The 25737-nt window shown below is 34.4% G+C and carries 23 protein-coding genes and 2 tRNA genes; 3 read left to right on the top strand and 22 right to left on the bottom strand.

The window, feature by feature from the left end:
- Positions 1 to 114: 114 nt before the first annotated feature.
- From L0Z58_RS03890 to gltX, 9 genes are all read right to left on the bottom strand, one after another.
- Positions 115 to 187 (bottom strand) — tRNA-Met (locus L0Z58_RS03890).
- Positions 187 to 1479, bottom strand: a complete 1293-nt coding sequence (gene purB / locus L0Z58_RS03885) for an adenylosuccinate lyase (RefSeq protein WP_010962833.1) — start codon at positions 1477 to 1479, stop codon at positions 187 to 189. The genes L0Z58_RS03890 and purB overlap by 1 nt, the downstream gene beginning before the upstream one ends.
- Positions 1476 to 1709: a hypothetical protein gene (locus L0Z58_RS03880; protein WP_010962832.1), complete on the bottom strand. Its 234-nt coding sequence runs from the start codon at positions 1707 to 1709 to the stop codon at positions 1476 to 1478. The genes purB and L0Z58_RS03880 overlap by 4 nt, the downstream gene beginning before the upstream one ends.
- On the bottom strand, positions 1706 to 1939 hold the full coding sequence (locus L0Z58_RS03875; protein ID WP_010962831.1) for a hypothetical protein: 234 nt from the start codon (positions 1937 to 1939) through the stop codon (positions 1706 to 1708). Before L0Z58_RS03875 ends, L0Z58_RS03880 begins: the two co-directional genes overlap by 4 nt.
- Before the next feature lie 6 nt (positions 1940 to 1945).
- The gene (rplI, locus tag L0Z58_RS03870) at positions 1946 to 2500 is read right to left on the bottom strand and encodes a 50S ribosomal protein L9 (RefSeq protein WP_006279792.1); all 555 of its coding nucleotides are present in this window, start codon (positions 2498 to 2500) and stop codon (positions 1946 to 1948) included.
- Positions 2501 to 2507: 7 nt separating this feature from the next.
- Positions 2508 to 2783 carry a 30S ribosomal protein S18 gene (gene rpsR / locus L0Z58_RS03865; protein ID WP_007548890.1) on the bottom strand — a complete coding sequence of 92 codons (276 nt, stop codon included), beginning with the start codon at positions 2781 to 2783 and terminating at the stop codon, positions 2508 to 2510.
- Positions 2783 to 3556 (bottom strand): 30S ribosomal protein S6, encoded by a 774-nt coding sequence (locus L0Z58_RS03860; protein ID WP_010082465.1) that lies wholly within the window; start codon positions 3554 to 3556, stop codon positions 2783 to 2785. Before L0Z58_RS03860 ends, rpsR begins: the two co-directional genes overlap by 1 nt.
- Before the next feature lie 48 nt (positions 3557 to 3604).
- Positions 3605 to 6934 (bottom strand): DNA polymerase III subunit alpha, encoded by a 3330-nt coding sequence (gene dnaE / locus L0Z58_RS03855; RefSeq protein WP_010962830.1) that lies wholly within the window; start codon positions 6932 to 6934, stop codon positions 3605 to 3607.
- A gap of 668 nt (positions 6935 to 7602) precedes the next feature.
- Positions 7603 to 8925 carry a glutamate--tRNA ligase gene (gene gltX / locus L0Z58_RS03850; protein ID WP_010962828.1) on the bottom strand — a complete coding sequence of 441 codons (1323 nt, stop codon included), beginning with the start codon at positions 8923 to 8925 and terminating at the stop codon, positions 7603 to 7605.
- A gap of 214 nt (positions 8926 to 9139) precedes the next feature.
- On the opposite strand from gltX, the gene ligA reads away from it, so the two are divergent.
- Positions 9140 to 11128, top strand: a complete 1989-nt coding sequence (gene ligA / locus L0Z58_RS03845) for an NAD-dependent DNA ligase LigA (protein WP_010962827.1) — start codon at positions 9140 to 9142, stop codon at positions 11126 to 11128.
- A 38-nt stretch (positions 11129 to 11166) separates the two neighbouring features.
- Here ligA and dapA read toward each other — a convergent pair whose 3' ends face one another.
- From dapA to L0Z58_RS03795, 10 genes are all read right to left on the bottom strand, one after another.
- Positions 11167 to 12048 (bottom strand): 4-hydroxy-tetrahydrodipicolinate synthase, encoded by an 882-nt coding sequence (gene dapA / locus L0Z58_RS03840; RefSeq protein WP_010962826.1) that lies wholly within the window; start codon positions 12046 to 12048, stop codon positions 11167 to 11169.
- A 9-nt stretch (positions 12049 to 12057) separates the two neighbouring features.
- Positions 12058 to 12540 carry a single-stranded DNA-binding protein gene (gene ssb / locus L0Z58_RS03835; RefSeq protein WP_010082448.1) on the bottom strand — a complete coding sequence of 161 codons (483 nt, stop codon included), beginning with the start codon at positions 12538 to 12540 and terminating at the stop codon, positions 12058 to 12060.
- Between the two features lie 67 nt (positions 12541 to 12607).
- Positions 12608 to 12681 (bottom strand) — tRNA-Arg (locus L0Z58_RS03830).
- 13 nt (positions 12682 to 12694) lie between these two features.
- Entirely contained in the window at positions 12695 to 13510 is an 816-nt protein-coding gene (locus L0Z58_RS03825; protein ID WP_010082449.1) for a hypothetical protein, read from the bottom strand.
- Between the two features lie 4 nt (positions 13511 to 13514).
- Entirely contained in the window at positions 13515 to 14123 is a 609-nt protein-coding gene (locus tag L0Z58_RS03820) for a hypothetical protein (RefSeq protein WP_010082450.1), read from the bottom strand.
- 4 nt (positions 14124 to 14127) lie between these two features.
- On the bottom strand, positions 14128 to 15567 hold the full coding sequence (locus tag L0Z58_RS03815; protein ID WP_015589193.1) for a hypothetical protein: 1440 nt from the start codon (positions 15565 to 15567) through the stop codon (positions 14128 to 14130).
- A gap of 361 nt (positions 15568 to 15928) precedes the next feature.
- Complete coding sequence (locus L0Z58_RS03810; protein ID WP_010962824.1) at positions 15929 to 17674, bottom strand: type I secretion system permease/ATPase; 1746 nt, start codon at positions 17672 to 17674, stop codon at positions 15929 to 15931.
- A 690-nt stretch (positions 17675 to 18364) separates the two neighbouring features.
- Entirely contained in the window at positions 18365 to 19156 is a 792-nt protein-coding gene (gene lgt, locus L0Z58_RS03805) for a prolipoprotein diacylglyceryl transferase (protein WP_010962823.1), read from the bottom strand.
- A 6-nt stretch (positions 19157 to 19162) separates the two neighbouring features.
- A complete protein-coding gene (gene smpB / locus L0Z58_RS03800; protein ID WP_007548863.1) occupies positions 19163 to 19612 on the bottom strand; it encodes an SsrA-binding protein SmpB in 450 nt (149 codons plus the stop codon).
- Between the two features lie 120 nt (positions 19613 to 19732).
- Complete coding sequence (locus L0Z58_RS03795; RefSeq protein ID WP_010962822.1) at positions 19733 to 21157, bottom strand: ankyrin repeat domain-containing protein; 1425 nt, start codon at positions 21155 to 21157, stop codon at positions 19733 to 19735.
- A gap of 116 nt (positions 21158 to 21273) precedes the next feature.
- On the opposite strand from L0Z58_RS03795, the gene L0Z58_RS03790 reads away from it, so the two are divergent.
- Positions 21274 to 21804 (top strand): Na+/H+ antiporter subunit E, encoded by a 531-nt coding sequence (locus L0Z58_RS03790; RefSeq protein WP_010962821.1) that lies wholly within the window; start codon positions 21274 to 21276, stop codon positions 21802 to 21804.
- On the opposite strand, the gene L0Z58_RS03785 is transcribed toward L0Z58_RS03790, so the two are convergent.
- Complete coding sequence (locus L0Z58_RS03785) at positions 21797 to 22213, bottom strand: hypothetical protein (protein ID WP_010962820.1); 417 nt, start codon at positions 22211 to 22213, stop codon at positions 21797 to 21799. The two genes, L0Z58_RS03790 and L0Z58_RS03785, sit on opposite strands and share 8 nt — an antisense overlap.
- 304 nt (positions 22214 to 22517) lie before the next feature.
- Between L0Z58_RS03785 and purN the strand changes: the two genes are divergently transcribed.
- Positions 22518 to 23078, top strand: coding sequence for a phosphoribosylglycinamide formyltransferase (gene purN, locus L0Z58_RS03780; RefSeq protein WP_010082490.1), 561 nt, complete (start codon positions 22518 to 22520; stop codon positions 23076 to 23078).
- A 9-nt stretch (positions 23079 to 23087) separates the two neighbouring features.
- On the opposite strand, the gene L0Z58_RS03775 is transcribed toward purN, so the two are convergent.
- A complete protein-coding gene (locus tag L0Z58_RS03775; RefSeq protein WP_010962819.1) occupies positions 23088 to 24407 on the bottom strand; it encodes a M16 family metallopeptidase in 1320 nt (439 codons plus the stop codon).
- Entirely contained in the window at positions 24394 to 25734 is a 1341-nt protein-coding gene (locus tag L0Z58_RS03770) for a M16 family metallopeptidase (protein WP_010082492.1), read from the bottom strand. The genes L0Z58_RS03775 and L0Z58_RS03770 overlap by 14 nt, the downstream gene beginning before the upstream one ends.
- Positions 25735 to 25737 lie beyond the last annotated feature (3 nt).

Genomic DNA, 25737 nt, shown 5'->3' with positions numbered 1-25737 from the left:
TTCACAATCTCTTATCCATTGTCTCCTCACCTGAGTGGATATACAACTCATTCCAAGTAACTGACACTGGGTTTCACCAATAGCACTGCTTTGCTAAACATAGTTTAGTTCGAGTGGCTGAGGAGGGACTTGAACCCCCGACCAAGAGATTATGATCCTCCTGCTCTACCAACTGAGCTACTCAGCCTAATTAAAAACCTTATTATACACACGATCTATATGTTTCGTATAATACTTCAAATCAAACAAAGATTCAAGTTTTTCCGAGTTAATAACCTTAAGTAAGGGTTTATCTTGTTTCAATTCGGCCAGAAAATCACTGTTGTTTTGTTTCACTTTCATTGCATTGCTCTGAACAATTTTATACGCCTCTTCCCTCGCCAAACCACTATTTACTAACTCAAGCAATACACGCTGTGAGAAAACTAAACCTTTTGAAGAATTTAAGTTCTTTTCAATGTTTTCCTTATTGATCACCAATTTATCTATCAAATCTGTTAATCGCACTAAAGCAAAATCCATTGTTATACAAGCATCAGGAGCAATGCATCTTTCCACAGACGAGTGTGATATATCACGTTCGTGCCACAATGCAACATTTTCTAACGCAGGAAAAACATAACTGCGTATTAAACGTGAGAGTCCAGTCAGATTTTCACTTAAAATAGGATTACATTTGTGTGGCATAGCAGAGCTTCCCTTCTGCCCAGTGGAAAAATGCTCAGAAATTTCGCCGATTTCAGTTCTTTGCAAATGACGAATTTCAACAGCAACATTTTCTATTGAACTTGCAATTACTCCCAAAACTGAAAAGAACATGGCATGTCTATCACGAGGAATGATTTGAGATGATATGGTTTCAGGTATGAGTCCCATTTCTTTCGCTACATATTCTTCAACAAACGGATCAACATTTGCAAAATTGCCTACTGCACCTGATATTTTACAAATTGAGATCTCTTTTTGCGCGCTAATTAATCTCTGATAATTGCGTTTAAATTCAGCATAAAATCTGGCAAATTTTATTCCAAGAGTTGTTGGTTCTGCATGCATTCCGTGACTGCGTCCAACACAAACAATATCTTTATAGTCCTCAGCTTTTTTTTTCAATGCTGCAAGTAAATTTTTTAGATTCTCGAGCAAAATATCACAGGACTCTTTCAGTTGCACCGCAAGGCATGTATCCAAAACATCAGAACTTGTCATTCCATAATGAAGATAACGAACATCAACTCCCGCTTTTTTAGCAATATATGTCAGAAAAGCTATAACATCATGTTTTACAATGGATTCAATTTCGTTGATACATTCAACATCAAATTCAATAGCACCAGAGAGGTTCTCAGCAATATTATTCGGAATCACTCCTAACTTTGCTTGAGCTTCACACGCTAATTTTTCTATTTTAAGCCATATATTAAATTTATTATTTTCCTCCCAAATGGAAGACATTTCTTTTCTGCTATAGCGGGGAATCATTTTTGATTTATTCCAATAATGGTGTCATTCCAGTGCGTGACACTGGAATCCAGATATAAAAGTATTTGCAAATAATTCAATGGACAACGGATTCTAGAAGCATAAAATAATGTCCATGATGAAATAAACTGGATCCCAGTGTCACGCACTGGGATGACATGAGGGAAGCACTGGGATGACACCAGCTTAGCCATGGCAGAAATTTCTTTACGGCTATAGCGTGGGATCATTTTTGATTTACTCCAATAATGGTGTCATTCCAGTGCGTGACACTGGAATCCAGGTATAAAAGTATTTGCAAATAATTCAATGGACAACGGATTCTAGAAGCATAAAATAATGTCCATGACGAAATAAACTGGATCCCAGTGTCACGCACTGGGATGACATGAGGGAAGCACTGGGATGACACCAGCTTAGCCATGGCAGACATTTCTTTACGACTATAACAAGGGATCATCTTTGATCAGCTATCATCACCATCAGTAGCTTCTTTATTCGCATCTTGCTCTGCCTCTTGTTGCTCAGACTTCTGATTTTGCAATTTTACTTGCCTTAGCTCATTTGCATCTGTTTCGGATTTCACGACGTATATAGTAATTGGTACTACTACTTCACTATGTAATTCTACGTTTACTTGGTATTCACCCAAGTTTTTGATGCTTACTCCACCAAAAGATAAACTACGGTGATCTATCACATGTCCTTCTTGTAGTAAAATTTTCGCAATTTCACGTGTTGTTACAGAACCAAAAATTTTACCATCCTCTGAAGCTTGCTTTATTAATACCACAAACTTATCATGTAGTGACAACGCAAGCTCTTTTGCTACATTTAATCTTTTTATATTCTCTTCTTCCAGTAATAAACGTTGCTCCTCTAGCTTTGTTAAATTTTCCTTGGTAGCTTTCACCGCTTTTCTTTGTGGAAAAAGAAAATTACGTGCATAACCTGGTTTAACTTTGACAACTTCACCAAGCTTACCTAAAGTCCTTATATTTTCCTTTAAAATTATCAACATAAATTACCTAAACTTTTTTAGTACAGTAAGGAATAAGAGCTAAAAAACGTGCCCTTATGATCGCTAAGCGTAACTTCCTTTGTTTTTTTGCACATACGCCTGTTAATCTTCTAGGTAATATCCTACCATAGTCAGAGGTAAACTTGGATAATAAATCTATATTCTTATAATCTATGTCTTCATCTTTAGACGCAGCAAGAGGGCAAACTTTAGAACGCCTAAAGCCAGTCCTATTATTTACAGATACGTAAGAATTATTAAAACTATTTCGTCTTTTCATCATTATGCGCTTTGCTCCTCAATTTGTTTATTCATCATATGAGATTTACCTTCAAAAATTTTATCAACCTGCACAGGAAAGTGGCGAATAACGTTCTCATTAAGTTTCATTCTACGCATAAATTCATCCAGAATGCTTGCAGTAGAACTTATGCACATTATACAATAATGACCGCTCTTCATTTTATTTTTGTGATATGCAAAATCCAAAAGACCCCAATGTTCATACTTGATTAATCCTGATGCTTCAATGTTTTTCAAAAGCATTTCCAACGCTTTGCTCGATTGAGTTGGACCGTTTATTCTAAAATCTTTCAAAATATCTTGAAAAATCTTTATTAGATGTTCTGAAATATTTCTCTTCAAAGCATTTACTGCGTTATGGATAAACGCACTTTTAGTACTGCCTCCTAGAAATTTTGTAAAATCTTGCGTTATTCCTAAATCTTTTAGGTCATCTTTCAACTCTTTATCGATTTTTGACTTCACTTCTTTCAAATTTGAAAGATCTTCTTCTAATTCAACCCATAAAATTTTTGTAAGATCTTCCAAGAAATCAGAGTAAGCAACTAGACTTTCTTTAATGTCCTCAGCACGCACTTCTAACTCTTGTTTTGTAAGCTTGTCATTTCCTTTTTTCAGAATATCCCTGATTTGCTGGAACATAATATCTGCTTTAATATTTTTCAATGAAACAGCTAGCTCTTGGACCATCTCCTCTACTTCTTGCTGTAACAATCCTTGTTGTGCTATAAAAGTAAATTCATAAAGATTCACTATATCTTCCTTTAATACCGATTAAATATTTCATTATATAAAGCTTTTTTATATAAGCAAGTTATTTGTATTAATTTCTACGCCTTTAATCCAGCTTAAATTAGATATTTCATAAATTACTTGAGGAGCAATTGAGTATGCACCTGGTAATAAGATGCTCACTTTATGTTTTTCGAGAAGAAGTTTTAGCATTATTTTGGTTCTGCCTTCATCTTTCAATATTGTGTTTAATTCCATAGCGGCTTTTTGCGAATCCGTGCACTCAGTGGTGAGAACTAATTCTTTTATTGTAGAAGTGACTCTTTTTGTAAACTCAGATATATCCTTGCCTGCTAATCTTGTTGTATTTTCCGAAGCTTCAAGATCAATTATCACAAATGTTCCTGGTGAAAATAAATCTCTTTTTTCTTCTATTATTTCATTATTATAGAATGCTATTTCAGAAACGTTATGGGGATCAGAAAGTGTGAGGATAACAAACCTTCCACGCTCTGAAGTTCTCATACGTGCATTTAATATTACCCCAGCAGTTTTTGCTGTTCTATTTTCTCCGATAAACCCAATATTTAACTTTTCCAGAAGAGTTCTAAATTTTTCAAGCGGATGATTAGTTAAATAAAATCCTAGTGAAAATAACTCATGTTCTAATTTTTCCTCTTCATCAAAATCTTCCACATTCTCAAGTTTCGGTTTGAGGACATCAAGACTACCAAACAAAGCAGCTTGACTTGATTCTTTATCCTGTTTGTTTTTATTTGCAAAGTAAATCAGCGTGTCCATTGACTCATATAGCTGCTTTCTGTTCTTATGCACGCTATCGAATGCTCCGGATTTAATCAGGCTTTCTAGCGCTCTCTTATTTATTATATGACCTGAATTTTGAATGAATTCCCATATGTCCTTACAAGCGCTTGAACGTACGTTCACTATTCCTTCCACTATAGAAAAACCAACATTCCTCAAGGCAGCAATACCATAACGTATGCGTTCATCCTCTATTGAGAATTCAGCTTGAGAATTGTTTATATCAGGTGAAAGAACGGTAACGCCACTAAACTTTGCTGCATGATAAAATAAATTCAGTTTATCTCTATCATCAATATTCAGATTCATTAGTGCTGTAAAAAATTCTAATGGATAATTAGCTTTAAGGTAAGCCGTTTGATAAGATATCACCGCATATGCTGCAGCATGAGATTTATTGAACCCATAACCAGCAAATTTTGCAACAAGGTCAAAGATATAACTTGCCCTGTCGTAATCAACGCCATTCTTCGTTGCCCCTTGGATGAAAAGTTCACGTTGTTTATCCATCTCTTCCTTGATTTTCTTACCCATAGCACGTCTCAGCAAATCTGCTTCCGCTAAGCTATACCCGGAAAGAATACGGGCTATTTCCATCACTTGTTCTTGGTAAATTATTACCCCAAATGTCTCTTTTAATACTTCCTCAAGTAACGGATGAATATAATCTGGCTTTTCAAGTCCGTGTTTTCTTGCAACATAAGTTGGAATGTTATCCATAGGTCCTGGACGATAAAGGGAAATTAAAGCGATAATATCTTCAATGCAGTCCGGTTTTAGTTTAATTAAAGCTTCTCTCATTCCCGAACTTTCAAGCTGAAACACTCCAATTGAATCACCGCTTGAGAGTATCTCATAGGTTTTTTGGTCATTTAAAGGAACTGAAGAAATATCAATCTTTTTTCCATCACGATTAATTAAACGACATACATGATCTATTAGCGTTAGCGTACCAAGCCCAAGAAAATCAAATTTTATTAGCCCAGCTTTCTCCACATATTTCATGCTGTATTGAGTGATTGGCAAAGCCGAATTTGGATCATAGTACACAGGAACAAAATTTTCCAACTTTTGATCACATATTACAATTCCAGCAGCATGAGTTGAAACGTGACGATATATTCCTTCGAGCCTTAGCGATATATCAAGAAGCTTTGCAATTACCTCATCACTATCCCGCTCTTTCTGCAGGTTTTGATCAAACTCTATCGCTTGTGATAAAGTTACAGGATTTACTGGATTAAATGGAACCATTTTAGATATTTTATCCACTTGAGAGTAAGGCATTTGCAATACTCTACCAACATCACGCAATACTGCCCTTGCCTGCAATTTACCAAAAGTGATTATTTGAGCAACATAACCGTACTTTTTCTGAACATAATCAATAACCAGGTCCCTTTTCTCTTGGCAGAAATCGATATCAAAGTCAGGCATCGATACACGATCAGGATTCAAAAATCTTTCAAATATTAGGCCAAACTTTATTGGATCAAGGTCTGTAATCTGCAAGCCCCAAGCAACAATTGATCCAGCACCAGAGCCTCTTCCTGGACCAACTGGAATGCCATTTGCTTTGCTCCAACGAATGAAATCAGAAACTATCAAAAAGTAGCCAGCGTAGTTCATCGAAGTTATCACACTCAGTTCGTAATTCAGCCGATCGTAGTATTGTTTAAGGTCTATGTCTGTCTCATTCGCAATACGGAATTCTAATCCTGCAACTGCCTGCTCCCTCAGTTCTTCATTCTCAGTTTTATTTTCTCGACAAGGAAATTTAGGCAAAATAGGCTGCCTGCTTCTTGGCATGTAAGAGCACCGCTTAGCTATCACTAAAGTGTTATGAATTGCTTCGGGAATGTCGCTGAACAGCTCCTCCATTTCTGCCACAGACTTGAAGTAATGCTCGGTAGTTAACTTCTTTCTGTTATTCTCCAGGGCATAACTCCCCTCCGATATACACGTTAATATATCATAAGCCTCATAGTCAGACCTATTTGGAAAAAACACATCGTTCGTTGCAACTAGTGGTATATTGCGCTGATAAGCAAAGTCTATCAAAGCTTCTTCAAGCTCTAGCTCTTTATTCAGCCCATGACGCTGCAATTCAACATATAAATGACCATTAAATGCTGAAAGCAGTTTTTCAACCGTTTCTTTATCTTGCCCCAACAATAGTTGAGCCAAAGATCCACCGGTTAAAGCGATCAGACCCGTACTTAAATTCAATAGCTCATCAAAATCAACGTAAGGAATATCGCTGTTATTCTTGCGCTTTCTAAAAGACTCACTCACCAAAGTGACTAAATTAGTGTACCCTTGCTCATTTTTTGCAAGCAATAATATAGGTAAATTTTGTTCTGAATGTTTAACTATAATATTGCATCCTATTATTAGCTGTATTCCCCTACTTGCCGCATATTCTGCAAATTCAAGTGAGCCAAACAAGTTACCTGAATCAGTAATTGCAACCGCTGGCATTTTATTTCGCAAACAAAGGCCGATCAGCTCCTCAATTTTAACCGAGCTTTCAAGCAGCGAATAAACACTATGAACACGCAAGTGTATGAACATAAAAAACTTTAGATCAACAAAAAAGGATAACATTAATTTACTCATGAGAACATAATTTTCATGAGAACAAAAGCCTATAAAATTCTAAAATTAAAATACAAAAACTTACTTGACAAACTCCGCCAGCTCCCTTATCATGATAGTGAAGCTATTGTATTTGCTTTCGCCAATCTGCAGATTAAAAGGTAAGGATTACTTAATGTATCGGCGTCTTATGTTCAATTTTTTGCAGTATATAGATACTGTATGTCTTTACAAAACTTCATCTACATCTAGATTTTTATCTAAATAAGCTGAACGCGCTTATAAAGCGTTACAAGACGTCAAAAAATGCCAATACTCGACAGAGATAGTAAAAGACTAGCTAACTCGGGGATTCTTTGTCTTTTTTTCTGCTTAGTAAATTTCTTAAACATTTGCAGCGTAAGTTAGTTGCAATTAAAAGCGGCTGAATCTCGCTTGTCAAGCGTTTAAAACATAAAAAACGCCAATATTTTAAAGCGGATAATAACCACGGGGCTTCTTTTGCCTTTTTTTTCACTTGGTAAATTTCTTAATGTTTATGGCTAAACGACAACCGTCATCCCGCTACTTGTTAGCGGCTAAGAGATACCGCGAATGAATCGCGGTATGACGTAGGGATTGCATTAGCTATAATTCTTTAGTTTTCACTTTTCTTTTAACCTTGCAATGATATTTTCTTTGCCGATAAAAATTAATAGTTTAGCGAGCTCTGGTCCTGTTTCTGTTCCTGTTAAAGCTGAACGCAACTGCGTAAATAGGTTTTTTGCCTTTATATCCACTGTTTGTCGAATAGTTTTGACCCATTCTGACAACGTGTTTTCATTACAATCACCTTGGGGCAATGCATTGAACGCAATTTTTATAAGCTCCTTATCAAGAATCACAGGCTCTATATCAGATTTGCATATTTTCCACCACTTGGCCACCTCAGAAAACCTTTCTATATTGTTCCTTATAAAATACCAAAACTCTGAGGAGCCCACTCCAATTTGATTTAAACGGTCTTGCACCATTTCAAATAGCATTTGTTGCAGCACTTTGCTATTTAGCTTATACATTTCACTCAAGCTGAATTGTGCAGATGCTGAGCTAAATTTTTTAATGTCAAATGAATCAATCAAAGATTGCATACAGGCGCAAGCTTCAATTGGATTGGATGTTCCAAGCTTCACTAAATAACTAACTAGTGCCATCGGTTCAATTTCATCTTCTTTTATAGATTTGATATCCAGCCCGCCTTTCCGTTTCGATATCTTGCTATCATCAAAATGTAGCAAAGGCAGGTGAGCAAATGTAGGGATTTTCGCTTTTAATGCTTTAATCATTTGGATTTGCACTGCGGTATTAGTTACATGATCTTCCCCGCGTACAATATGAGTTACATTAAAGTCAACATCATCAGTAACAGAAGGTAACATGTATGTGTAAATTCCATCTTCTCTTTTTACCACAGGGTCGCTGACGCTACTGGTTGCAATATTTATTTCACCTTTAACTTCATCATTCCATTTTACAACTTCATTTCTATCCAATTTAAATCTAAAATGTGGTCTTCGTCCTTCTTGCTCATAACGAATTTTCTCTTGCTCAGTTAGAAGTAACGCGCTTCTGTCATATACCGGGGGAAATCCTTGTTTTAACTGCAATTTTCGTTTAATGTCTAACTCTTCTCTTGTTTCATAGCATGCATAAATATGCCCTTCTTTTATTAACTGCAAAAACACCTCATTGTAACGCTCAAAGCGCTCTGATTGCTTAAAACTTGCATCCCAATCTATGCCAATCCATTTTAGGTCTTCTATGATATCATTTATATATTTGACATCTGAACGCTGAAGGTCAGTATCATCAAAACGGAGTAAAAATTTTCCGTTTTGATTGCGTGTGTACATCCAACAAACCAAGGCAGTTCGTACGTTTCCTACGTGGAGGTAGCCAGTTGGGCTTGGAGCGAATCTTGTTAGCATTTAAATAGCAATATTGTTTACTCTAATTTATTTTAATTTTATATAAATATATGGCTAGAGCAAGCGAGATCTGCTAATACAATTGAGCAAGAGAAGAATAAGTATGGCTATAGCATTGTGGCACCTTTGATATTTGATGGATTAAGACCATATGATAAATTCAAGAAAATTCACAGCTTGACGACAAAGGCTAATGTAGCATTATATTGGTATCATGACTAACTTAGAAAAGATGAGAGAAAAACTGCAAGATCAAATAAATTATCATAATGTTTTGTATCACCAAAAAAATAAGCCAGAAATAAGTGATGCTGAATATGATGAACTGAAGAAAAAGTTAGCTGAAATAGAGCCAGAAATTTATGCAACACAAGATAGTGTTGGTGCTCCACCTGATGAGAGGTTTTCTAAGGTGGAACATCAAGAACCTATGCTTTCCCTTGAGAATGCTTATGATGAACAAGGTGTAGAGAAATTTTTGTCTAAAATAAAGAGGTTTTTAATTGAGGACAAAATAGAGATATTATGTGAACCAAAAATTGATGGGTTGTCGTTTTCTGCAATTTATGAGGATGGAAGATTTGTTAAAGCTGCAACTCGAGGTGATGGTTTTGTAGGGGAAGATGTCACTCACAATGTTGCAACAATAAAAGGCTTTCCTAAGTTTTTGCAAGGTGTGCAAGGAAGACTAGAAGTAAGAGGTGAAATATACATCAGTAACAGCGACTTTTTAAAGTTAAATGAAAACGATGAATTTGCCAATCCTCGAAATGCAGCCGCTGGTTCTCTAAAGCAATTGGATGCAAACATTACAGCAAGCAGACCTCTTAGATATTTTGCTTATTCTTTGATTGGTGGAGCAGAGAAAAGTCAAAGTGAGGTACTAAATAAGCTTGAGGCACTTGGTTTTTGCGTAAATGAGCATCAGTCCTTAACGAGTAGTTTAGATGGAATGCTGAAGTTCTATAATGAAGTCTATAACTGTCGCTATAACTTGGATTATGATATTGATGGAATAGTCTATAAAGTAAATGATTTGGTACTACAAAATCGTCTAGGGAATACTCACAAAGCACCGCGCTCAGCACTTGCATACAAGTTTTCTGCGGTTTATGCAAAAACAAAGTTAAACAAGATATTTATACAGGTGGGCAGAACAGGGGTTTTAACTCCAGTTGCAGATTTAGTGCCAGTCAATGTTGGTGGGGTGCTAGTTAGTAGAGCAAGTCTGCATAACCAAGATGAGATAAAACGTAAAGATATAAGAGAGGGAGATATTGTAACAATCAAAAGGGCAGGTGATGTAATTCCCCAGATCGTTGAAGTAAGCAGAGATTCTCGTCTTCCAAATACACCTGAATTTGTGTTTCCTGAAGTATGCCCTGAATGTGGTAGTAAAGTACGTCAGGTTGAGGGAGAGGCAGCAGTAAGATGTCCTGAGGAATTTGCCTGTAAAGCTCAAATGATAGAAAAACTAAAGCATTTTGTATCGAAAGATGCATTTGACATTGTTGGCCTTGGTGATAAGCAGATAGAGTTTTTTTACGACCTTGGTCTGATAAAACAAATCCATGATATTTTTACTTTAGAAGAAAGATTGGATGAATTTAATCTGGAAGAACAGTCTGGTTGGGGCGAGAAATCTATAGCTAATTTGTTAAATTCTATACAAAGCAGAAGGGTAATAACTCTAGATAGGTTTATATTTTCTTTAGGTATTAGATTTATTGGCCAAGTTGCAGCAGAATTGCTTGCAGATTATTATGTTTCTTATAATAACTGGTATAATTCGATGATTGAACTGTCATTAGATAATACTGAGCTAGTAGGTATAGATGGCATAGGAAAAAAAGGGGCTGAATCTTTGGAATCATTTTTTTCTAAGGAACATAACATCAAAATGTTAAATGATCTTACTGCTTGTCTTCAAATTCTTCCTGTGAGCTCCAACTCTAGTAACTCTGTTTTAAATAATAAAATTATAGTGTTTACTGGTAAGCTACTTGCTATGAGTAGAGGAGAGGCAAAAGTAAGAGCCAAAACTCTGGGAGCAAAGGTCAGCTCACATCTTTCTGCTAAAACTGACTACCTAATTGCAGGAGAAAAACCAGGATCCAAATATAAAAAGGCAGTGGAATTAGGTGTAGAAATTTTAGATGAAGACCAGTGGCATAAAGTGATAAGTTTGGGAGTGTTCAAATGAAACTTGGATTGTATATTAAATCAAAGTTGCAAGACTATTTAGAGAGTAGCCAATTCTTTCCATCCAAGAATCATTTTATTGACTTGCCTCAATTTTTCAACAGAAGGCAAGTCTTCTGTGCTGAGCGGTAGGCGGACAGTTTGATGTTCTATGAGCCCAATATCATGCAAAAGTGCTTTAGTGGGTATTGGGTTGCTGGCAATAAATAGGGCTTCGCAAGCCTGTTGCCAGATATCTGCCTGAGGGTTCCTGCCATTGAGGCACTTCTTAACATATTCATGTGCTACATATGGCCAAACATTGGAAGCAACGGAAACCAGGCCAGCCGCACCATAAGCGGCCATATCGGATATCATATTATCATCTCCACAAAAGACCTCAATATTTGGTGCAACTTTCTTATACTGAGCTAAAGTATCAACAGTGCCACTTGAATCTTTGATAGCCCAAAATTTTTCGTGGCTGGATAAGTTGCGTACAGTTTCAGCGTGAAGATTTATTCCTGCTCTTGATGGAATATTGTAAAACATAACCGGCACATGTGCTTTCTCAAGCAGCTTTTCAAACCATAAAGTCTGCCCCATAATTCCGGGCTTTGCATAAATGGGAGTTGTCATTAGATAGCCATGAATAGGCATACCCTTGCAAAAATCAAGCCATTCAAGAGTCTGATATAGATTCACTCCTGGTACGCCAATTATAATTTCCGTATTTAATTTTAGCTTACATACGAATTCAACTAATGTACGCTTTTCAGAATCAGTAAGCGATAGGCTCTCACCTGTGCTACCCAGCAACACTACGCCATTTTCAGCTTTAACTTGCATTGTCAGTAAACGCTGCAAACTGCTATAATCTATACTATCTCCATTGCAATTAAAAGGAGTAACACAAGCAGTCCATAAAAATGTAGATTTCAATTTAAATTGTTAAAATGGTATTTCATCGTCGAGTAGTTCATCTTTTATATCGTTGTCAAAACTTTCGTGTTTATCTTTTTGTTCTGTTTCACCTTGTTTGTATTCACTTGGCTTGTAATCAGAATTTGGCGCACTATTTCGTGAATCCAAGAGAGTAAGAGCGCTATTAAAATTATATAGAACCACCTCTGTTGTGTATCTTTCACCACCGTTTTGGTCAGTCCATTTTCTAGTTCTCAAAGAACCTTCAACATAAACTTTACTGCCTTTACGTGCAAAATCTTTGACGATTTTTACTAATCCTTCACTAAAAATTACGATATTATGCCACTCTGTCTTTTCAGAGCGCATACCGGAAAGTTTGTCAGTCCAACTTTCAGACGTGGCTATTGAAAAACTTGCCATTTCTTTTCCATTTTGTGTAGTCCTAATTTCAGGATCTTTTCCTAAATTACCAACTAGTATGACTTTGTTTATGGTACCACCAGACATAATTATGCTCTAAATAAATCCTTTTATTATCTTATGTGAAAATACTATTGTCAAATTTAATTAAAAGTGTGCTTGGAGGGATTCGAACCCACGGCCTTTGCCTCCGGAGGGCAACGCTCTATCCAACTGAGCTACAAGCGCATATATATTTAAGTTATTTAATAGATAAGCCATCCAAGTCAAATTTTTGTTTTGGATAAAGCGTAAACATAATACTCCCATATCCAAAATATACATTTTGAGAATCATTCGCATGCTTTTTTATTGCTTTTTGATCTACGGTCCATACAAAAGTTACATAATTTTCAGTGACTGAGTGCACTTTTAAATCCTTAGTATTTATAAACAGTTTTCCATTTACCCATATTTTCCATGTATCGGGAGAAAGATATAAAATTGAGTCTAAACTCACTACCTTACCGTTGAAATTATCTGATACCTCCTCTTTTGCAGCTCTTGAAGATCGTAAATTGAACTTTTCCATTTCATTGACCATTCTATTAACTGGCTCTTCATCAAAAAAAATGCTTTTTACGTTACTATATTGTGACAAAACGTCAAAGTCACTTTCCACTGCTTCTCTTATTATATCGTCCCGATCTGTATAGCTTAGTTTTTGATTGTTGATAAAGAAACACTCTTTTGCACGCAAATTTGCTATATCAATAAAATCGTCGATTTCTTGATTGCCAACTTTAAGAATACTTTCAAAATATCTTTTTTCTATCATCATTCCATACTGAGAATGATGACAAACCATTTCATCATTACCTTGTTTTTCTATATATACGCATAAATTTCCACTATTTAATCCTAATATTTTATGCTCAATAAAATCTTCATTGCCAATATATTGTCGGCAAGAATACTCCTTACAAATTTCTATGCTTTCTATGATATCTTCACAACTGCAATATGCATTAACATTGGAAATGAGTAGCGTAAAAATAAAAAACAGCTTTATGTTCATCACCTTATCTACTTAATATAGTATACCAATCAAAGACTATATTAGCTCTCACTATCTCTATCATATTACCATTCAAAATCTGATTCATAGTTGCAGCATCAATATTTCTCTGCTTATTTAAAATAAGAGATTTGATCATAACATAACCTGGCAGATTTGGAATAGACTGTAGAAATAAAAAAATATGCTTATCGCTGATTGAGCTTAAATTTAGGATTACTTCACTTTTTATTACTTTTGTGCGTTCACTTTTGTTGTGGAGCTCAACTTCTTCGGGTATAGAAATTGATATTTCAGGTTCTAATATATAGTACTTTTTATATAACTTGCTAAGCTCGAAATTTAAATTTGCAATGTATCTGCTACTATGTAAATTTGAAGAGGAAATTTTTTTCCATAAATCTAGGTTTTTATTTAGAACAACTTCCTTTTTTTGAATTCCAGTAATCTGTAAATTAATAGAACGTATTTTATCAATCGCAATTTGGTTTTTATTATAAATCTTTTCGTTATAGATAACAACATATGTTAATAACCCTATTAATCCAACAGATAATAACAAATACGATATAAACTGAATTGTAGCTTTTCTTTTTAATTGAGAGATAGTCATTAATCTACATTGCCTCTCCTATTTCAACATCAATAGATAGATTTTGCTCTTTAGCAGCAGGTAAGCTAGAAATATTAATGTCATAGGTACGAAAATTATCGTTTAAATTTTTTCGTAGTTTCTCGTATTGATGAGAAATATTTTTACCGGATTGAAAATTAAACTTTAAAGTTGTGGTAATATAACTTTTTGCCTCATTATAATTCCATTCAAATGATCGAAGCTCTATACCTGGTATTTTTAACTTTTCTACATACTTAACTTGTGTAAGAGGAGAGTATTCTATTTTTGATAAAATATTATTGATATTAATAAAATCATAAATTTCATCTATTTTTTTTACATTATAGCTTTGGCTAAGTTTTGTTAATTGGTTATTTAAGGTGTTCTGCTTTGCTGATAAATTATCAGCGACATTGAAATTTGAATACAAATTTAGCAAACAAAGGGTGTTTGTTATAACTAAAACCAGGGCGAAGTATAGAAAAATTCGAGGAGAGTTTAAATAAAGGTAATTGAATAGATAAAATTCTTTAGTTTCCTTTGTATTAAAAATAGCTGCTAATTTATTCTTAAAGCTATGAAACAAAATTATGGTATCGCAAAAGTTATCTTTTTCACTTATAGCTAGTTCTGCTCCTAATAGTTTGCCTAACTCATATGGAGTTAATATGTTCACACTGTTCTCTGAAAAATTTATGACTGATAAACTAGCTTTGATATCTTCTGACACTATGATACAAAGGTCGATAGGGTTATTTTTTTCAAACCCAAACTTAGTTAAGGATCGAATAGTATCTTGCACTTCCTGATATATTCCACCAGCGATAATTCCTGGTAAATTATCATTAGTAAATGATGTTAAGCGCGTAAATACCATTTTATTCTCTTTAAGAACCACTTGTCTATAGCCTCCCGTTTTAGTTGCAGCAACTATAATTTTCCAATTATTAGGATCTTTATGTAGAATCTTTTTTGTTATATTACTTATTTCTATAGGAAACATTAATATTCCCTTAAAGTTGGAGCCTATCTCAATAAACACATTCAACCAATATTCTACTAAATGCTTTGCTTTTGATGAAACAAGAAGATAGCACCAGTTTTGATTGAATTTGTTTGGCTTCTCAACCAAAAAAACTGAACTTATGTCATTGTTACGAGAAAAATGCTCCATCTTTGTTTTTGCTGATAGATAGGCACTAATCTTGTTTGCCCTTGTAATAAACTGTAGCGAGTAATTTTGATCTGCATGATTAAGCACCAGGTATAAAGGTGCTTTTTTATCTGACGAAAGACATGAAATTAAATCGGAAACTGCTTTATCGTTTTTGCCCTTAACAAAATACCTTTTATTTAAAGTATTATTTTTAAAATATAGTAACATTATGCCTTCTTCTCCAATAGAAAGCATAAACTTACTTTTGGATTTTGAACTAAACATATTAACAAAGCATATACTTATCTAGAATTAAAAAGGCAATTTATTGAAATTCATTAAACGTTAGAGGGAAATATTGTTATAAATTTTCGCAGCAACATTATTTATATTATAATTTTTTTATAAAATTACCACTAATATTAAGTTATTTAGATAATAAATTAAGAAAATTCATTAAGACGAATTTGTTGTTTTTCAAATTGTAGGTAAACCTAAGCCACTTTAGCTATATCTGCCGATTGACTTTAATTAATAAGAGTTATTAATCTATTTACTATTCTTGTAATATTATTTCTAATGGTAAAGAAATATATATTTTTCTGGAACAGTTGTTATTTCAGATACAGAATTTATTGTAAGTAAACTAACCATTTGCTGAAGAGCGCTCATCTTCTGTGGTACTTGATGATGGAGCAACTAATTTGCTCAAAATCTCATCTTTTGGTCCCATAGCGTAAATGATACCATCTGACATGAGGATCACCTTATCAACTACGGACAATAACGGTAGCTTGTGAGTGATGATAACAGTAGTAGTATTTTGTTTTCTTGCAATGCCAATTGCATTAATTAAGCATGCCTCTCCATTGCTATCTAAGTTAGCGTTTGGTTCATCAAGTACTAAAAGTTTTGTGTGACCATAAAAAGCTCTGGCAAGTCCAAGAAGCTGTTTTTGGCCGCCAGAGAGCGTTACTCCTCCAGGACCTCCTATTGTTGTATCATATCCATTTGGTAAGCTTAGTATTAGTTCATGTATTCCTGCAATTTTTGCTGCTTTGATTATTTCTTCAGGATTTGGATCTGGCCTCATGCGAGCAATATTAGCTTTGACACTAGTGTTAAATAACTCAATATCCTGAGGTAAGTAGCCAACATAATTACCAAAATTTTCTCGATTCCAAGTATATACATCAGCGCCATCTAGTCTGACTACACCAGATATTGGCTTCCATACACCAACAGTTAATTTTGCGATAGTGGATTTACCAGAAGCACTTGCACCAATAACACCAACTACATCTCCAGGATCTATAATGAATGATATTCCTTTTACTGTCGGCTTATTGCTTCCATAAGGAGTAAAAAATACTCTATCAAATTCCAATTTTCCTTCAGGTTCTGGTAGAGCCATCGTTTGCTCTCTTTTTGGCGATGTTAATATAAGTCTTTGTAGCCTTCCATATGACATTCTAGCCTGATTTAAAAACTTCCAAGTATGAACCGCAGCGTCAAATGGTGCTAATACTCTACCCATTAAAATTGAAGCAGCGATGATGCTACCGGCAGTCTTATGAGCTGTGATTGCAAGTAATGCACCTGTTCCAATTACTGATATTTGCAGAGTTGAGCGCAAAAATTTAGTGATTCCAGTAATTACATTAGAGCGATTTTGTGCTTTAATTTGCATTGCTCGGTTCTGATCATTTCGTTTACACCAATCAGAGACTATGAATTCTGACATGCCCATAGCTTCAACCACTTCTGCATTTCTTGTTGCAACATCTATAGCATTGATATTCCGTATAGTTTCTTCGTTGGTTTCTTGTAATATTCGTTTAGTGGCAAGTTCATTCCATATTGCCATAGAGACTAATATAATAATTCCAGTAATAGCTATAAACCCCGTGGAGGTATGTATCATGAAAATCACAACAAGGTAAATTAACGACCATGGAGTATCAAACAGTGAGAATATACCATTTCCTGTAATGAAATTTTTTATCACTCCGAGATCTCGTATTGCTTCACCACTTGAAGTTGAGCTCTGCACTGACGTTAGCCTGATTGACCTTACTATCAGATCTGGTGTTGCAGTTTTATCGATCCAATCACCTATTTTTGCCATGGCTAAATATCGACAAGTTTCAAGCATTGCAGAACATGCAAATGCAGATAAAGTGATAATTGTCAGCATAGTTAGTGTTGATACACTTTCGCTCGATATCACTCGATCAAGCACTTGAGAGGTATAAAGTGGTAGGAATAACATTAATAAATTGATTCCCGCACTAAACCAAAAGATAAACCAAAATGCACTTTTGCATTTTTCTAGGCAAACATATAGAGTACTTTGCTTCAATTCTTTTTTTATTGATGGCGTAATTTCCACAATCTTCCTCTTAATTTGATTACATGCACCATATACAATTTTTATTACAAAAATATTAATAACGGTAGTTAGCTTACTTTAAGTGAGTAAAATATTAATATATGTGAATAGGAAATATAAACAATGGTAAAAAGAAGTATAGTTAATATTTCCTTCATTGCCTATAGCGAAGCTACGTCATACCGCGATTCATTCCATAGCTGTACGAACATTCATTTTTGAAGGTAAACTGCACAGCAAATGGTGTCATGAAAGTAGCTGACACTTGGATGGCTTTGTTGCATCGCTACTTATGAAAGGCTAACTATAATTAGGATTATAAGCAACTTATTGAAAATCTTGTTTTTTTGCAATCAATCTGATCAAATTTAAGAATAGTAATTTGTTATTTATATTAATAAATTTAATTCTATTGAAAATAGCTAAAGCATTGAAATTCTTGAATTTTAGCCAGATTAGTGAGTGGTAGTGAAATTTCTTTTACTCAAATTTAGGTATTCACTGACCGTTCTTGTTATAAATACCAGAATAATAAGCTGCTGATATTCTCCACCTTTTTTATCTTTAATCCATCATAGCTAGCGATGCAACAAAGCCCACCGATTCATTCTACTGCAACGCAGAAAATTCGTACAATTGTGCATAATGTGGGGCTTCTGGCTACATTTTTCTATTGAACTCACCTTTTCTCTATGTGACAGATTTCGTATTAAATTTTAAATTTAATGCGCCTAGATATACAAGCATTCCTAGCAAAACCATAGGTATAGAAAGCAACTGCCCCATAGTTAAATCAAGCCACAAATAGCCAATTTGATAGTCTGGTTCGCGAAAAAACTCAACGAAAAAACGTGCTATTCCATACCACATAACTGCAATACCAGTTAACGCACCGTGATACAGTCTTATTCTAGTTAAGAAAAACAGTGAATTTGCAACTGCAAAAAGTAGCAGTCCTTCAAAAAGTGCCTCATAAAGCTGGCTTGGATGATGCAGCAAATTATCACCACTCTCTGGAAATACCATACCCCATGGCATAGTTGTAACTCTGCCAAATAACTCTCCGTTTATAAAATTGCCTATGCGACCTAAAAATAAACCTATGGGAACTCCGCAAGAAACTAGGTCCAGTGCATAAAATGTAGGGATATTATGTCTTTTACACGAAATTATTACTGCAAGCAAAACTCCTATAGCACCACCATGAAATGACATCCCTCCTTCCCAGGTCTTCAATATCTCAATAGGGTTGCTTATATAAAGAACTGGATCATATATCAATACGTAGCCAAGTCTACCTCCAAGGATAATACCTACAATAGTGGCTGTTAATAACGAATCGTAAAAATTCTTAGTAAATATTTTTTGGTCATCTAGCTTATGTAAATACCAATATGCAAACACTATACCCAAAACGTAGGCTAAGGAATACCAATATATAGAAACAGGACCGATGCTGAAAATTACTGGATTTAAAGACATATTTTGCTATAAATTATTCTTAGACAATCTACTTTTTTCACGATCCCACTCTCTCTGTTTTATGGTTGCTCTCTTATCGTAGAGTTTTTTTCCTTTTACAATGGCAATTTTAGTTTTTGCAAATCCTTTATCGTTAAAATAGACCGAAAGCGGCACAACAGTTATCCCAGCAGTCTTGATTTGACCAATTAGTTTATTTATCTCCTTTTTATGCAAGAGTAATTTACGTTCCCTTTTTGGTTTATGATTTTTTCGGTTCGCAGCTTTATATTCTGCAATATGCATATTGTGCAGCCATACTTCGCTATTCTTTTCAACAACGTAGGCGTCGGAAATATTTACTTTTCTTTCTCTTAGCGATTTAACTTCACTGCTTAATAAGACCATACCCGCTTCAAATTCTTCTAAGATGAAATATTCAAACCTTGCTTTCCTATTTTCTGCAATAACTTCCATATCTAAAGATATCTTTAAGCTTCAATATATTACAGAGTTTTTGACTTAATTCATAATAAAACAGTTATCCCAATAAATATAAGGTGCCAGGCTAGTCTGATAGCAACAGGATAACAAAAATCAAGTAAGTGCTTTTTCTGTCTCTCTAGGCACAGGTTCCTTTACTTCTTTCATTTCAGGTTTAGGCTTTGACATTATATATTGACCAGCACCAACTATGAGCGCAGATCCTGCAGCTAGTCCAATTATTGCTGGTACAGATAGGGCAGTAGCAAATGCAAGTGCAACACCAACTATCACTGCAGTTACAAAACACACAATAACACCTTTTACAATTGCATTTTTTGCAGATTGTTCTTTTTCTTTCACAATTGCATTTTTTCCAATTTGTTTTTCTTCCTTTTTCTCTGGAAGCTGCATTACATCTTTATTTTCAGTAAGATCCTTTGGCGTTTTTTTATTCTCATTTTTTAACGTTTGCTTTTTTTCCGCTTCCTCTAAAAGCTGAATTATACCTTGATCTTTAGTGAGGTCTCTTGGCGTTTTTCCATCAACATCTTTTAATGAAGGGTCTGCTCCAGCTTCTAGCAGAACTTTTACTATACCTTCGTGGCCATTTTGAGCAGCAAAATGTAAAGGAGTATGTCTATCACCATTTTTTGCCTTAACCTTTGCTCCTTTTGCGATTAGAGTTTTTACTACATCTTCGTGGCCATTTGCAGCAGCAACATGCAAAGGAGTCCATCTATCAGCATCCTTTATATTAACATCTGCTTTCTCAACTAGAATTTTTACTACCTCTATGTGGTTCGCTTCAGCAGCAAGATGTAAAGGTGTACATCTATCATCATCTTCTGCATTAACATTTACTTTGTTTGCAATTAGAGTTTCTACTACATCCTTATGGCCATTTGCAGCAGCAACATGCAAAGGAGTCCATCTATCAGCATCCTTTATATTAACATCTGCTTTCTCAACTAGAATTTTTACTACCTCTATGTGGTTCGCTTCAGCAGCAAGATGTAAAGGTGTACATCTATCATCATCTTCTGCATTAACATTTACTTTGTTTGCAATTAGAGTTTCTACTACATCCTTATGGCTATTTGCAGTAGCAAGATGTAAAGGAGTCAACCCATCACTATCTTTTGCATCAACGTTGATTCCTTCTGCTTTTGATAGAACTTGTACTATCTCTTTGTGGCCATAGTGAGCAGCAAGATGTAAAGGAGTAATTTTATTATCATGTTCTGCATTAATATCTGCCCCGTTTTCAATCAGAGCTTTTGCTACATTTGCACAGTTCCAATAAGAAGCAAAATGTAACAATTTGACTTCCTGAGAATTTTGACCACGAGATATAGTAAATATGTAATTTATGCCAGATCCACTATCGTTGTCAGGTTTACTCTTTTCCCACTTTTGACATAAATCTGGATCTTCTTCTTGTAACTTAGCTTTTATTTTTTCAACTATATTGTCCTTGCTCAAATCTGAAAGGTCATTTATTTTTTTTAATATTTCCATAAATTTGTCATATTTCATAACTTTCTCACTTAAAATACATCACTTAGTTATTATATCTTTTAACATAGAAGTCAAGAACCTAAATATTCGTTATTATCTTTCCTTAAAGAGTCATTTAAGTTATATTACAGACTATGAAAAACCTCAACTTTAGGAAGGAAATCAAGTTTTTTTCTCTGTCATTTATAATTTTATTTGTTCTATGGACTGTATTGTCTGGTTATTTTGAGCCGTTTTTTATTTTTTGTGGAGTATTTTCCTCTATATTCACATCGTTTATCTTTAGAAGGTTGATAAACGCTGAAAGAGCTCTTAGCCAGATTTTAAATAGTACGAGTAGACTGTCGTTTTATAAGTTAGTAAGTTATATACCATGGTTAATGTACCAAATCATTTTATCAAGTGTTTATGTAACAAAAAAGGTGCTACAACTCAAATCTAAGCTTGAGCCAATCATTATTCTAAGAAAATGCAAAGGGCATAATGATGAAAGCATTGCGTTATTTGCCAATTCAGTCACAATCACTCCCGGAACTTTAACTATCAATGTTGAAAGTAAGCAGAAAACATATTTCTCTACCATGTATTTGATAGATAAAGATCTTGAAAGCGGCATTTCTGAAATAGAAAATAAAATCTTAAAAATACTACGTTCAGTTAAGTAATTGCTTTAAATAAGTTAACAGCATCCTTATATTCCCTTACAAGACTTTCAAGCATTTCTTTTGGAAGGCTATTGTTAACAATAGAACATAAATAATTATACAAATCTTCTAACCTTAATACGTTATTTCTCTTCTTGCTGTTGAATTTATACGGAAAAATACCTTCCATAACTTCAATAGTAGTAGCCTTGTTTAAAAATACGTTTTCACTTGTCACGCTTATTCTTGCTAAAACAGTGTTAATTTCAGGTTCGTCACTCGTATAAAAATCTGATAGCTGAGTTATTCTAATAACGTACAAAGTTACTATTTTTGACAAGCAATTATCAGCATATTCACAATTTTTTATTACCTCCCACTGAATAACCTGAGATTTACCTATTTTTGCATTGTTCGGTAATTTACTCATTGAACTTTCTCCATTTAATCCAGTGTAATAAATTATACTAATACTTTGTTAAATAAATAATAACGCGATTACAAAAATATATACTTATAGTAGTATATTATACAAAAATAGCACAATATCTAAGCATTAAAGCTAGTTTTAGCTGGGTACATGGGGCTATTCGTTATTTTGTGTTGTCCAGTGAGGTCCAAAATTAGAGGTCCACTTATATAAAGAGTTTAGTCTGCCTTCTTTGCTATAAAATAAGTTTTCCTTTTGAGCTGTTTTGTTAGTATTAACTAAATTCTAAACTAACTGTGCTATAATGAAAAAGATAAAACTCGGAATACTAATTTCAGGTAGGGGGTCGAATATGCAGGCCTTAATAGAAGCATGTCAAGATCAGAATTTTTCCGCAGAAGTTGCATGTGTTATCACAAATAATAGCGAAGCTGCTGGTCTGAAAATAGCAGAGCAAGCAGGAATCTCAGCGTTTATTGTTAAAGATAAACCGCTTGATGCTGGTAAAATTCACGAAATACTTGTTCAACATAAGGTTGATTTAATTTGCCTTGCAGGGTTTATGAGAATTCTCAAAGCTGATTTTCTGAGTAAATGGCATAACAAGGTGATAAATATTCATCCCTCTTTACTTCCGTCTTTTAAAGGCCTAAACGCTCAAGAGCAAGCTCTAAAAGCAGGTGTAAAAATTACAGGTTGTACTGTACATTATGTCACTCCTGAAGTTGATGCTGGAGCCATAATTGCTCAAGTTGTTGTACCAGTGTTACCAGCTGATGATATTCAAAGCCTCTCAGAACGCATTCTAGCTGAGGAGCATAAGTGTTATGTAGAAGCAGTAAGGTCAATAGCAGAAGATATATGACTGTAATAATTATTGACCTTGAGCGTTTTTTCCAACTTCAACAAAAAATAAATTTTCAGGTTCCAGTAAAGAACTTGCCAGTTCGTTTACTTCCTCTAATTTAACATCATTAATGATATTCGCATAATTATTTATACGGTTAACATCACGATCATTTATCTGCATATTATCTAGCAGCGTTGCTGTATTTGTGTTATTGGACAGGAAAAGGACAAGATTATTTACCAAGCCAATTTTTGCATCCTTGAACAATTGTTCGTCAATTCCTTGCTTTTTTATTCTGCTAAATGTATCTTTTACTGCTGATATAGCTTTGCCAGCAGTAGAACTATCAGTACTTATAAATCCAGATATAATATTTCCATGTTTATTGGAAATAATACTTGCATAAACACCATAAGTAATACCCAAGTTTTGCCTCAGTTCTGTCATTAATATTGAATTCAGCCTCATGCCACCAAGTGCATCAATTAAGACACCAGCGTTATAATAATTAGGATCTTCATAAGCTATACCTTTTTGAGCAAAAAGTATCACACTCTGTGGTATATCCATAAAAATATTCTTACTTTCTGCAGAACCAAAATTATTTTTTACAGGTATTTTTCTAACTTTTGATCTTTTTGACGGCAATTTAGATAAATATTTATCTAATAGCGTAATAATTTCTTCTTTTTTTGTACAACCAGCAACACTGATAACTATGTTATCTTTAGCAAAATTACGCTTTATGTATGTTAAAACATCGTCTCTAGTAATGCTCATTATAGTATCAAGAGTACCGTACACACTTTTTGAGTAAGGATGTTTTTTAAACAATAACGTATCTAATTCTTTTCCAGCAACAAAATAAGGATTTTTTTCAAGATTATTAAAATCAACTTTGGCTTTCTCGAAAACTCTATTCAACCCTTCAGGGTCAACTTTAGGACGCATTATAGTATCGCTCAGTAATGAAATTGCTTCCTCTAGATTGTCAGACAAAGTATTTAATGAAACCCTAAATGCTTCTAAATCAGCAATAAAATTTAAACTAATCCCTTTATCTTCAAGCTTTTTCGCAAAATCTTTGGCATCATTTTTTCCTGCCCCTTCTTGGATTACAAGAGAAGTAAACCAAGCAAGCCCCTGTTTTTCCTTATTCTCATACACATAACCTGCATCCTTGAACGATATATTTAGTGAAACTTTTGGCAAATCATGATTTTCTACAAATAAAAACTTAAATCCTTTACGGGTAGTGACCTCCTCTATATTTAGGTTACCACTTGCTTGTAAATTAAAGCCTAGACAGAAAAAAAATAGAAATATAATTTTACTTATTCTCATTATTATCTCCTTTTGGTAATAAACGACCAATTAACTTATTAGCAGAAAAAATAGCACGGATTTTATTATTTACATCCTCTAGATTGACATCATTAATCTTGCTATATGAAATATCTATTTCATCAAGTGGAATACCAAGTGCAAGGTGTGGCACATAGAACATCGCTATATGAGTTAAGTCAGATAGATTATCAAACTGTGCTGCCTTATACCTATATTTTGAGCTTTGTAATTCCTCGCTCGTCACCCCTTTAGATACGAAGCCATTAATAGCATTATCTAACTCTCTTTCAACAATATCTAAATTAGCGCCACTTTTTGGAATTATCATAATATCAATGTAGCCATCACTAAAAGCTAGGCTATTATAATAAGCAAACACTGATACTGCCACATCTTTATCTAAAACCAAATCTTTATACAGTTTGCTGGATTTGCCGCCACCTAAAATGTCAACCGCTAAATGAGCAGCAGAGGCTTCATTTATGTGATCAAATAAGGGAACACGATAACGAAAATATAAAACTGATTCTTTTACTTCAGTGCTCTCTAAGGTCACCGATAGACCTGCATTATGCACTGGATCCTGATTTGGGTAATTTCTCATTACAGGCTTAGCTTTAATTTCGCCATATTTTTCTTCTGCTAATTTCACTACTTCATCAAGTTCCACATCACCCACAATCAGTAATATTGCATTGCCGGAGTGATAATAGTTATCATGAAACCTCGTTATGTCATCCAAATTGTAAGTTTTGATATCGCTCTCCCAGCCGATAACAGACCTACCATAGCCAGTACGGTAAAATGCACTATCCATTTCTTCCCATAACAAGTTATGAGGTTGGTTATCAAATCTCATCTTTCTTTCTTCTAATACGATGTTTTTTTCTCTATCTATTTTGTCTTGAGTAACATTAAAGCTGCCCATTCTATCTGCTTCAACTTCCATTGCAAGTGGTAAATCTTTTTTGGGGATCAACTCAAAATAACAGGTATATTCTTTAGTGGTAAATGCGTTAAATTGAGCCCCAATGCTACTCATAGTGGCTTCTATATCTGTGAACTTCCCTGTAGTTTCAAACATTAAATGTTCAAAGTAGTGAGCCAATCCTGCTTTGCCGATTGGATCATCCATTCCCCCAACTTTGTATATTACTGCATGTAAAACGGCTGGAATCCGATGATTAGAAACAACATAAACATCTAGTCCGTTACTGAGTTTAGTATATTTTATGTTGTGCTCTATGTTTAAAGCATTCGAAGAAATTGGGTAAGTAAAAAAAAGTACAGGTAGTATAAGAAAACTAAAAAACTTATGAAGCATTAT

Origin of the sequence: Wolbachia endosymbiont of Aedes aegypti (genome assembly GCF_021496215.1) — a bacterium.
GTDB classification, from domain to species: domain Bacteria; phylum Pseudomonadota; class Alphaproteobacteria; order Rickettsiales; family Anaplasmataceae; genus Wolbachia; species Wolbachia pipientis.
The sequence above is the reverse complement of the archived record's forward strand: the minus strand, read 5'-3'. Positions and strand labels throughout refer to the sequence as shown.

Coding starts and splice junctions, on each gene's coding strand:
- purB (WP_010962833.1), bottom strand. CDS start 1,479: ATGATTCCCCGCTATAGCAGAAAAGAAATGTCTTCCATTTGGGAGGAA.
- L0Z58_RS03880 (WP_010962832.1), bottom strand. CDS start 1,709: ATGATCCCACGCTATAGCCGTAAAGAAATTTCTGCCATGGCTAAGCTG.
- L0Z58_RS03875 (WP_010962831.1), bottom strand. CDS start 1,939: ATGATCCCTTGTTATAGTCGTAAAGAAATGTCTGCCATGGCTAAGCTG.
- rplI (WP_006279792.1), bottom strand. CDS start 2,500: ATGTTGATAATTTTAAAGGAAAATATAAGGACTTTAGGTAAGCTTGGT.
- rpsR (WP_007548890.1), bottom strand. CDS start 2,783: ATGATGAAAAGACGAAATAGTTTTAATAATTCTTACGTATCTGTAAAT.
- dnaE (WP_010962830.1), bottom strand. CDS start 6,934: ATGTTCATACACTTGCGTGTTCATAGTGTTTATTCGCTGCTTGAAAGC.
- gltX (WP_010962828.1), bottom strand. CDS start 8,925: ATGCTAACAAGATTCGCTCCAAGCCCAACTGGCTACCTCCACGTAGGA.
- ligA (WP_010962827.1), top strand. CDS start 9,140: ATGACTAACTTAGAAAAGATGAGAGAAAAACTGCAAGATCAAATAAAT.
- ssb (WP_010082448.1), bottom strand. CDS start 12,540: ATGTCTGGTGGTACCATAAACAAAGTCATACTAGTTGGTAATTTAGGA.
- L0Z58_RS03825 (WP_010082449.1), bottom strand. CDS start 13,510: ATGAACATAAAGCTGTTTTTTATTTTTACGCTACTCATTTCCAATGTT.
- L0Z58_RS03820 (WP_010082450.1), bottom strand. CDS start 14,123: ATGACTATCTCTCAATTAAAAAGAAAAGCTACAATTCAGTTTATATCG.
- L0Z58_RS03815 (WP_015589193.1), bottom strand. CDS start 15,567: ATGTTTAGTTCAAAATCCAAAAGTAAGTTTATGCTTTCTATTGGAGAA.
- lgt (WP_010962823.1), bottom strand. CDS start 19,156: ATGTCTTTAAATCCAGTAATTTTCAGCATCGGTCCTGTTTCTATATAT.
- smpB (WP_007548863.1), bottom strand. CDS start 19,612: ATGGAAGTTATTGCAGAAAATAGGAAAGCAAGGTTTGAATATTTCATC.
- L0Z58_RS03795 (WP_010962822.1), bottom strand. CDS start 21,157: ATGAAATATGACAAATTTATGGAAATATTAAAAAAAATAAATGACCTT.
- L0Z58_RS03790 (WP_010962821.1), top strand. CDS start 21,274: ATGAAAAACCTCAACTTTAGGAAGGAAATCAAGTTTTTTTCTCTGTCA.
- L0Z58_RS03785 (WP_010962820.1), bottom strand. CDS start 22,213: ATGAGTAAATTACCGAACAATGCAAAAATAGGTAAATCTCAGGTTATT.
- purN (WP_010082490.1), top strand. CDS start 22,518: ATGAAAAAGATAAAACTCGGAATACTAATTTCAGGTAGGGGGTCGAAT.
- L0Z58_RS03775 (WP_010962819.1), bottom strand. CDS start 24,407: ATGAGAATAAGTAAAATTATATTTCTATTTTTTTTCTGTCTAGGCTTT.
- L0Z58_RS03770 (WP_010082492.1), bottom strand. CDS start 25,734: ATGCTTCATAAGTTTTTTAGTTTTCTTATACTACCTGTACTTTTTTTT.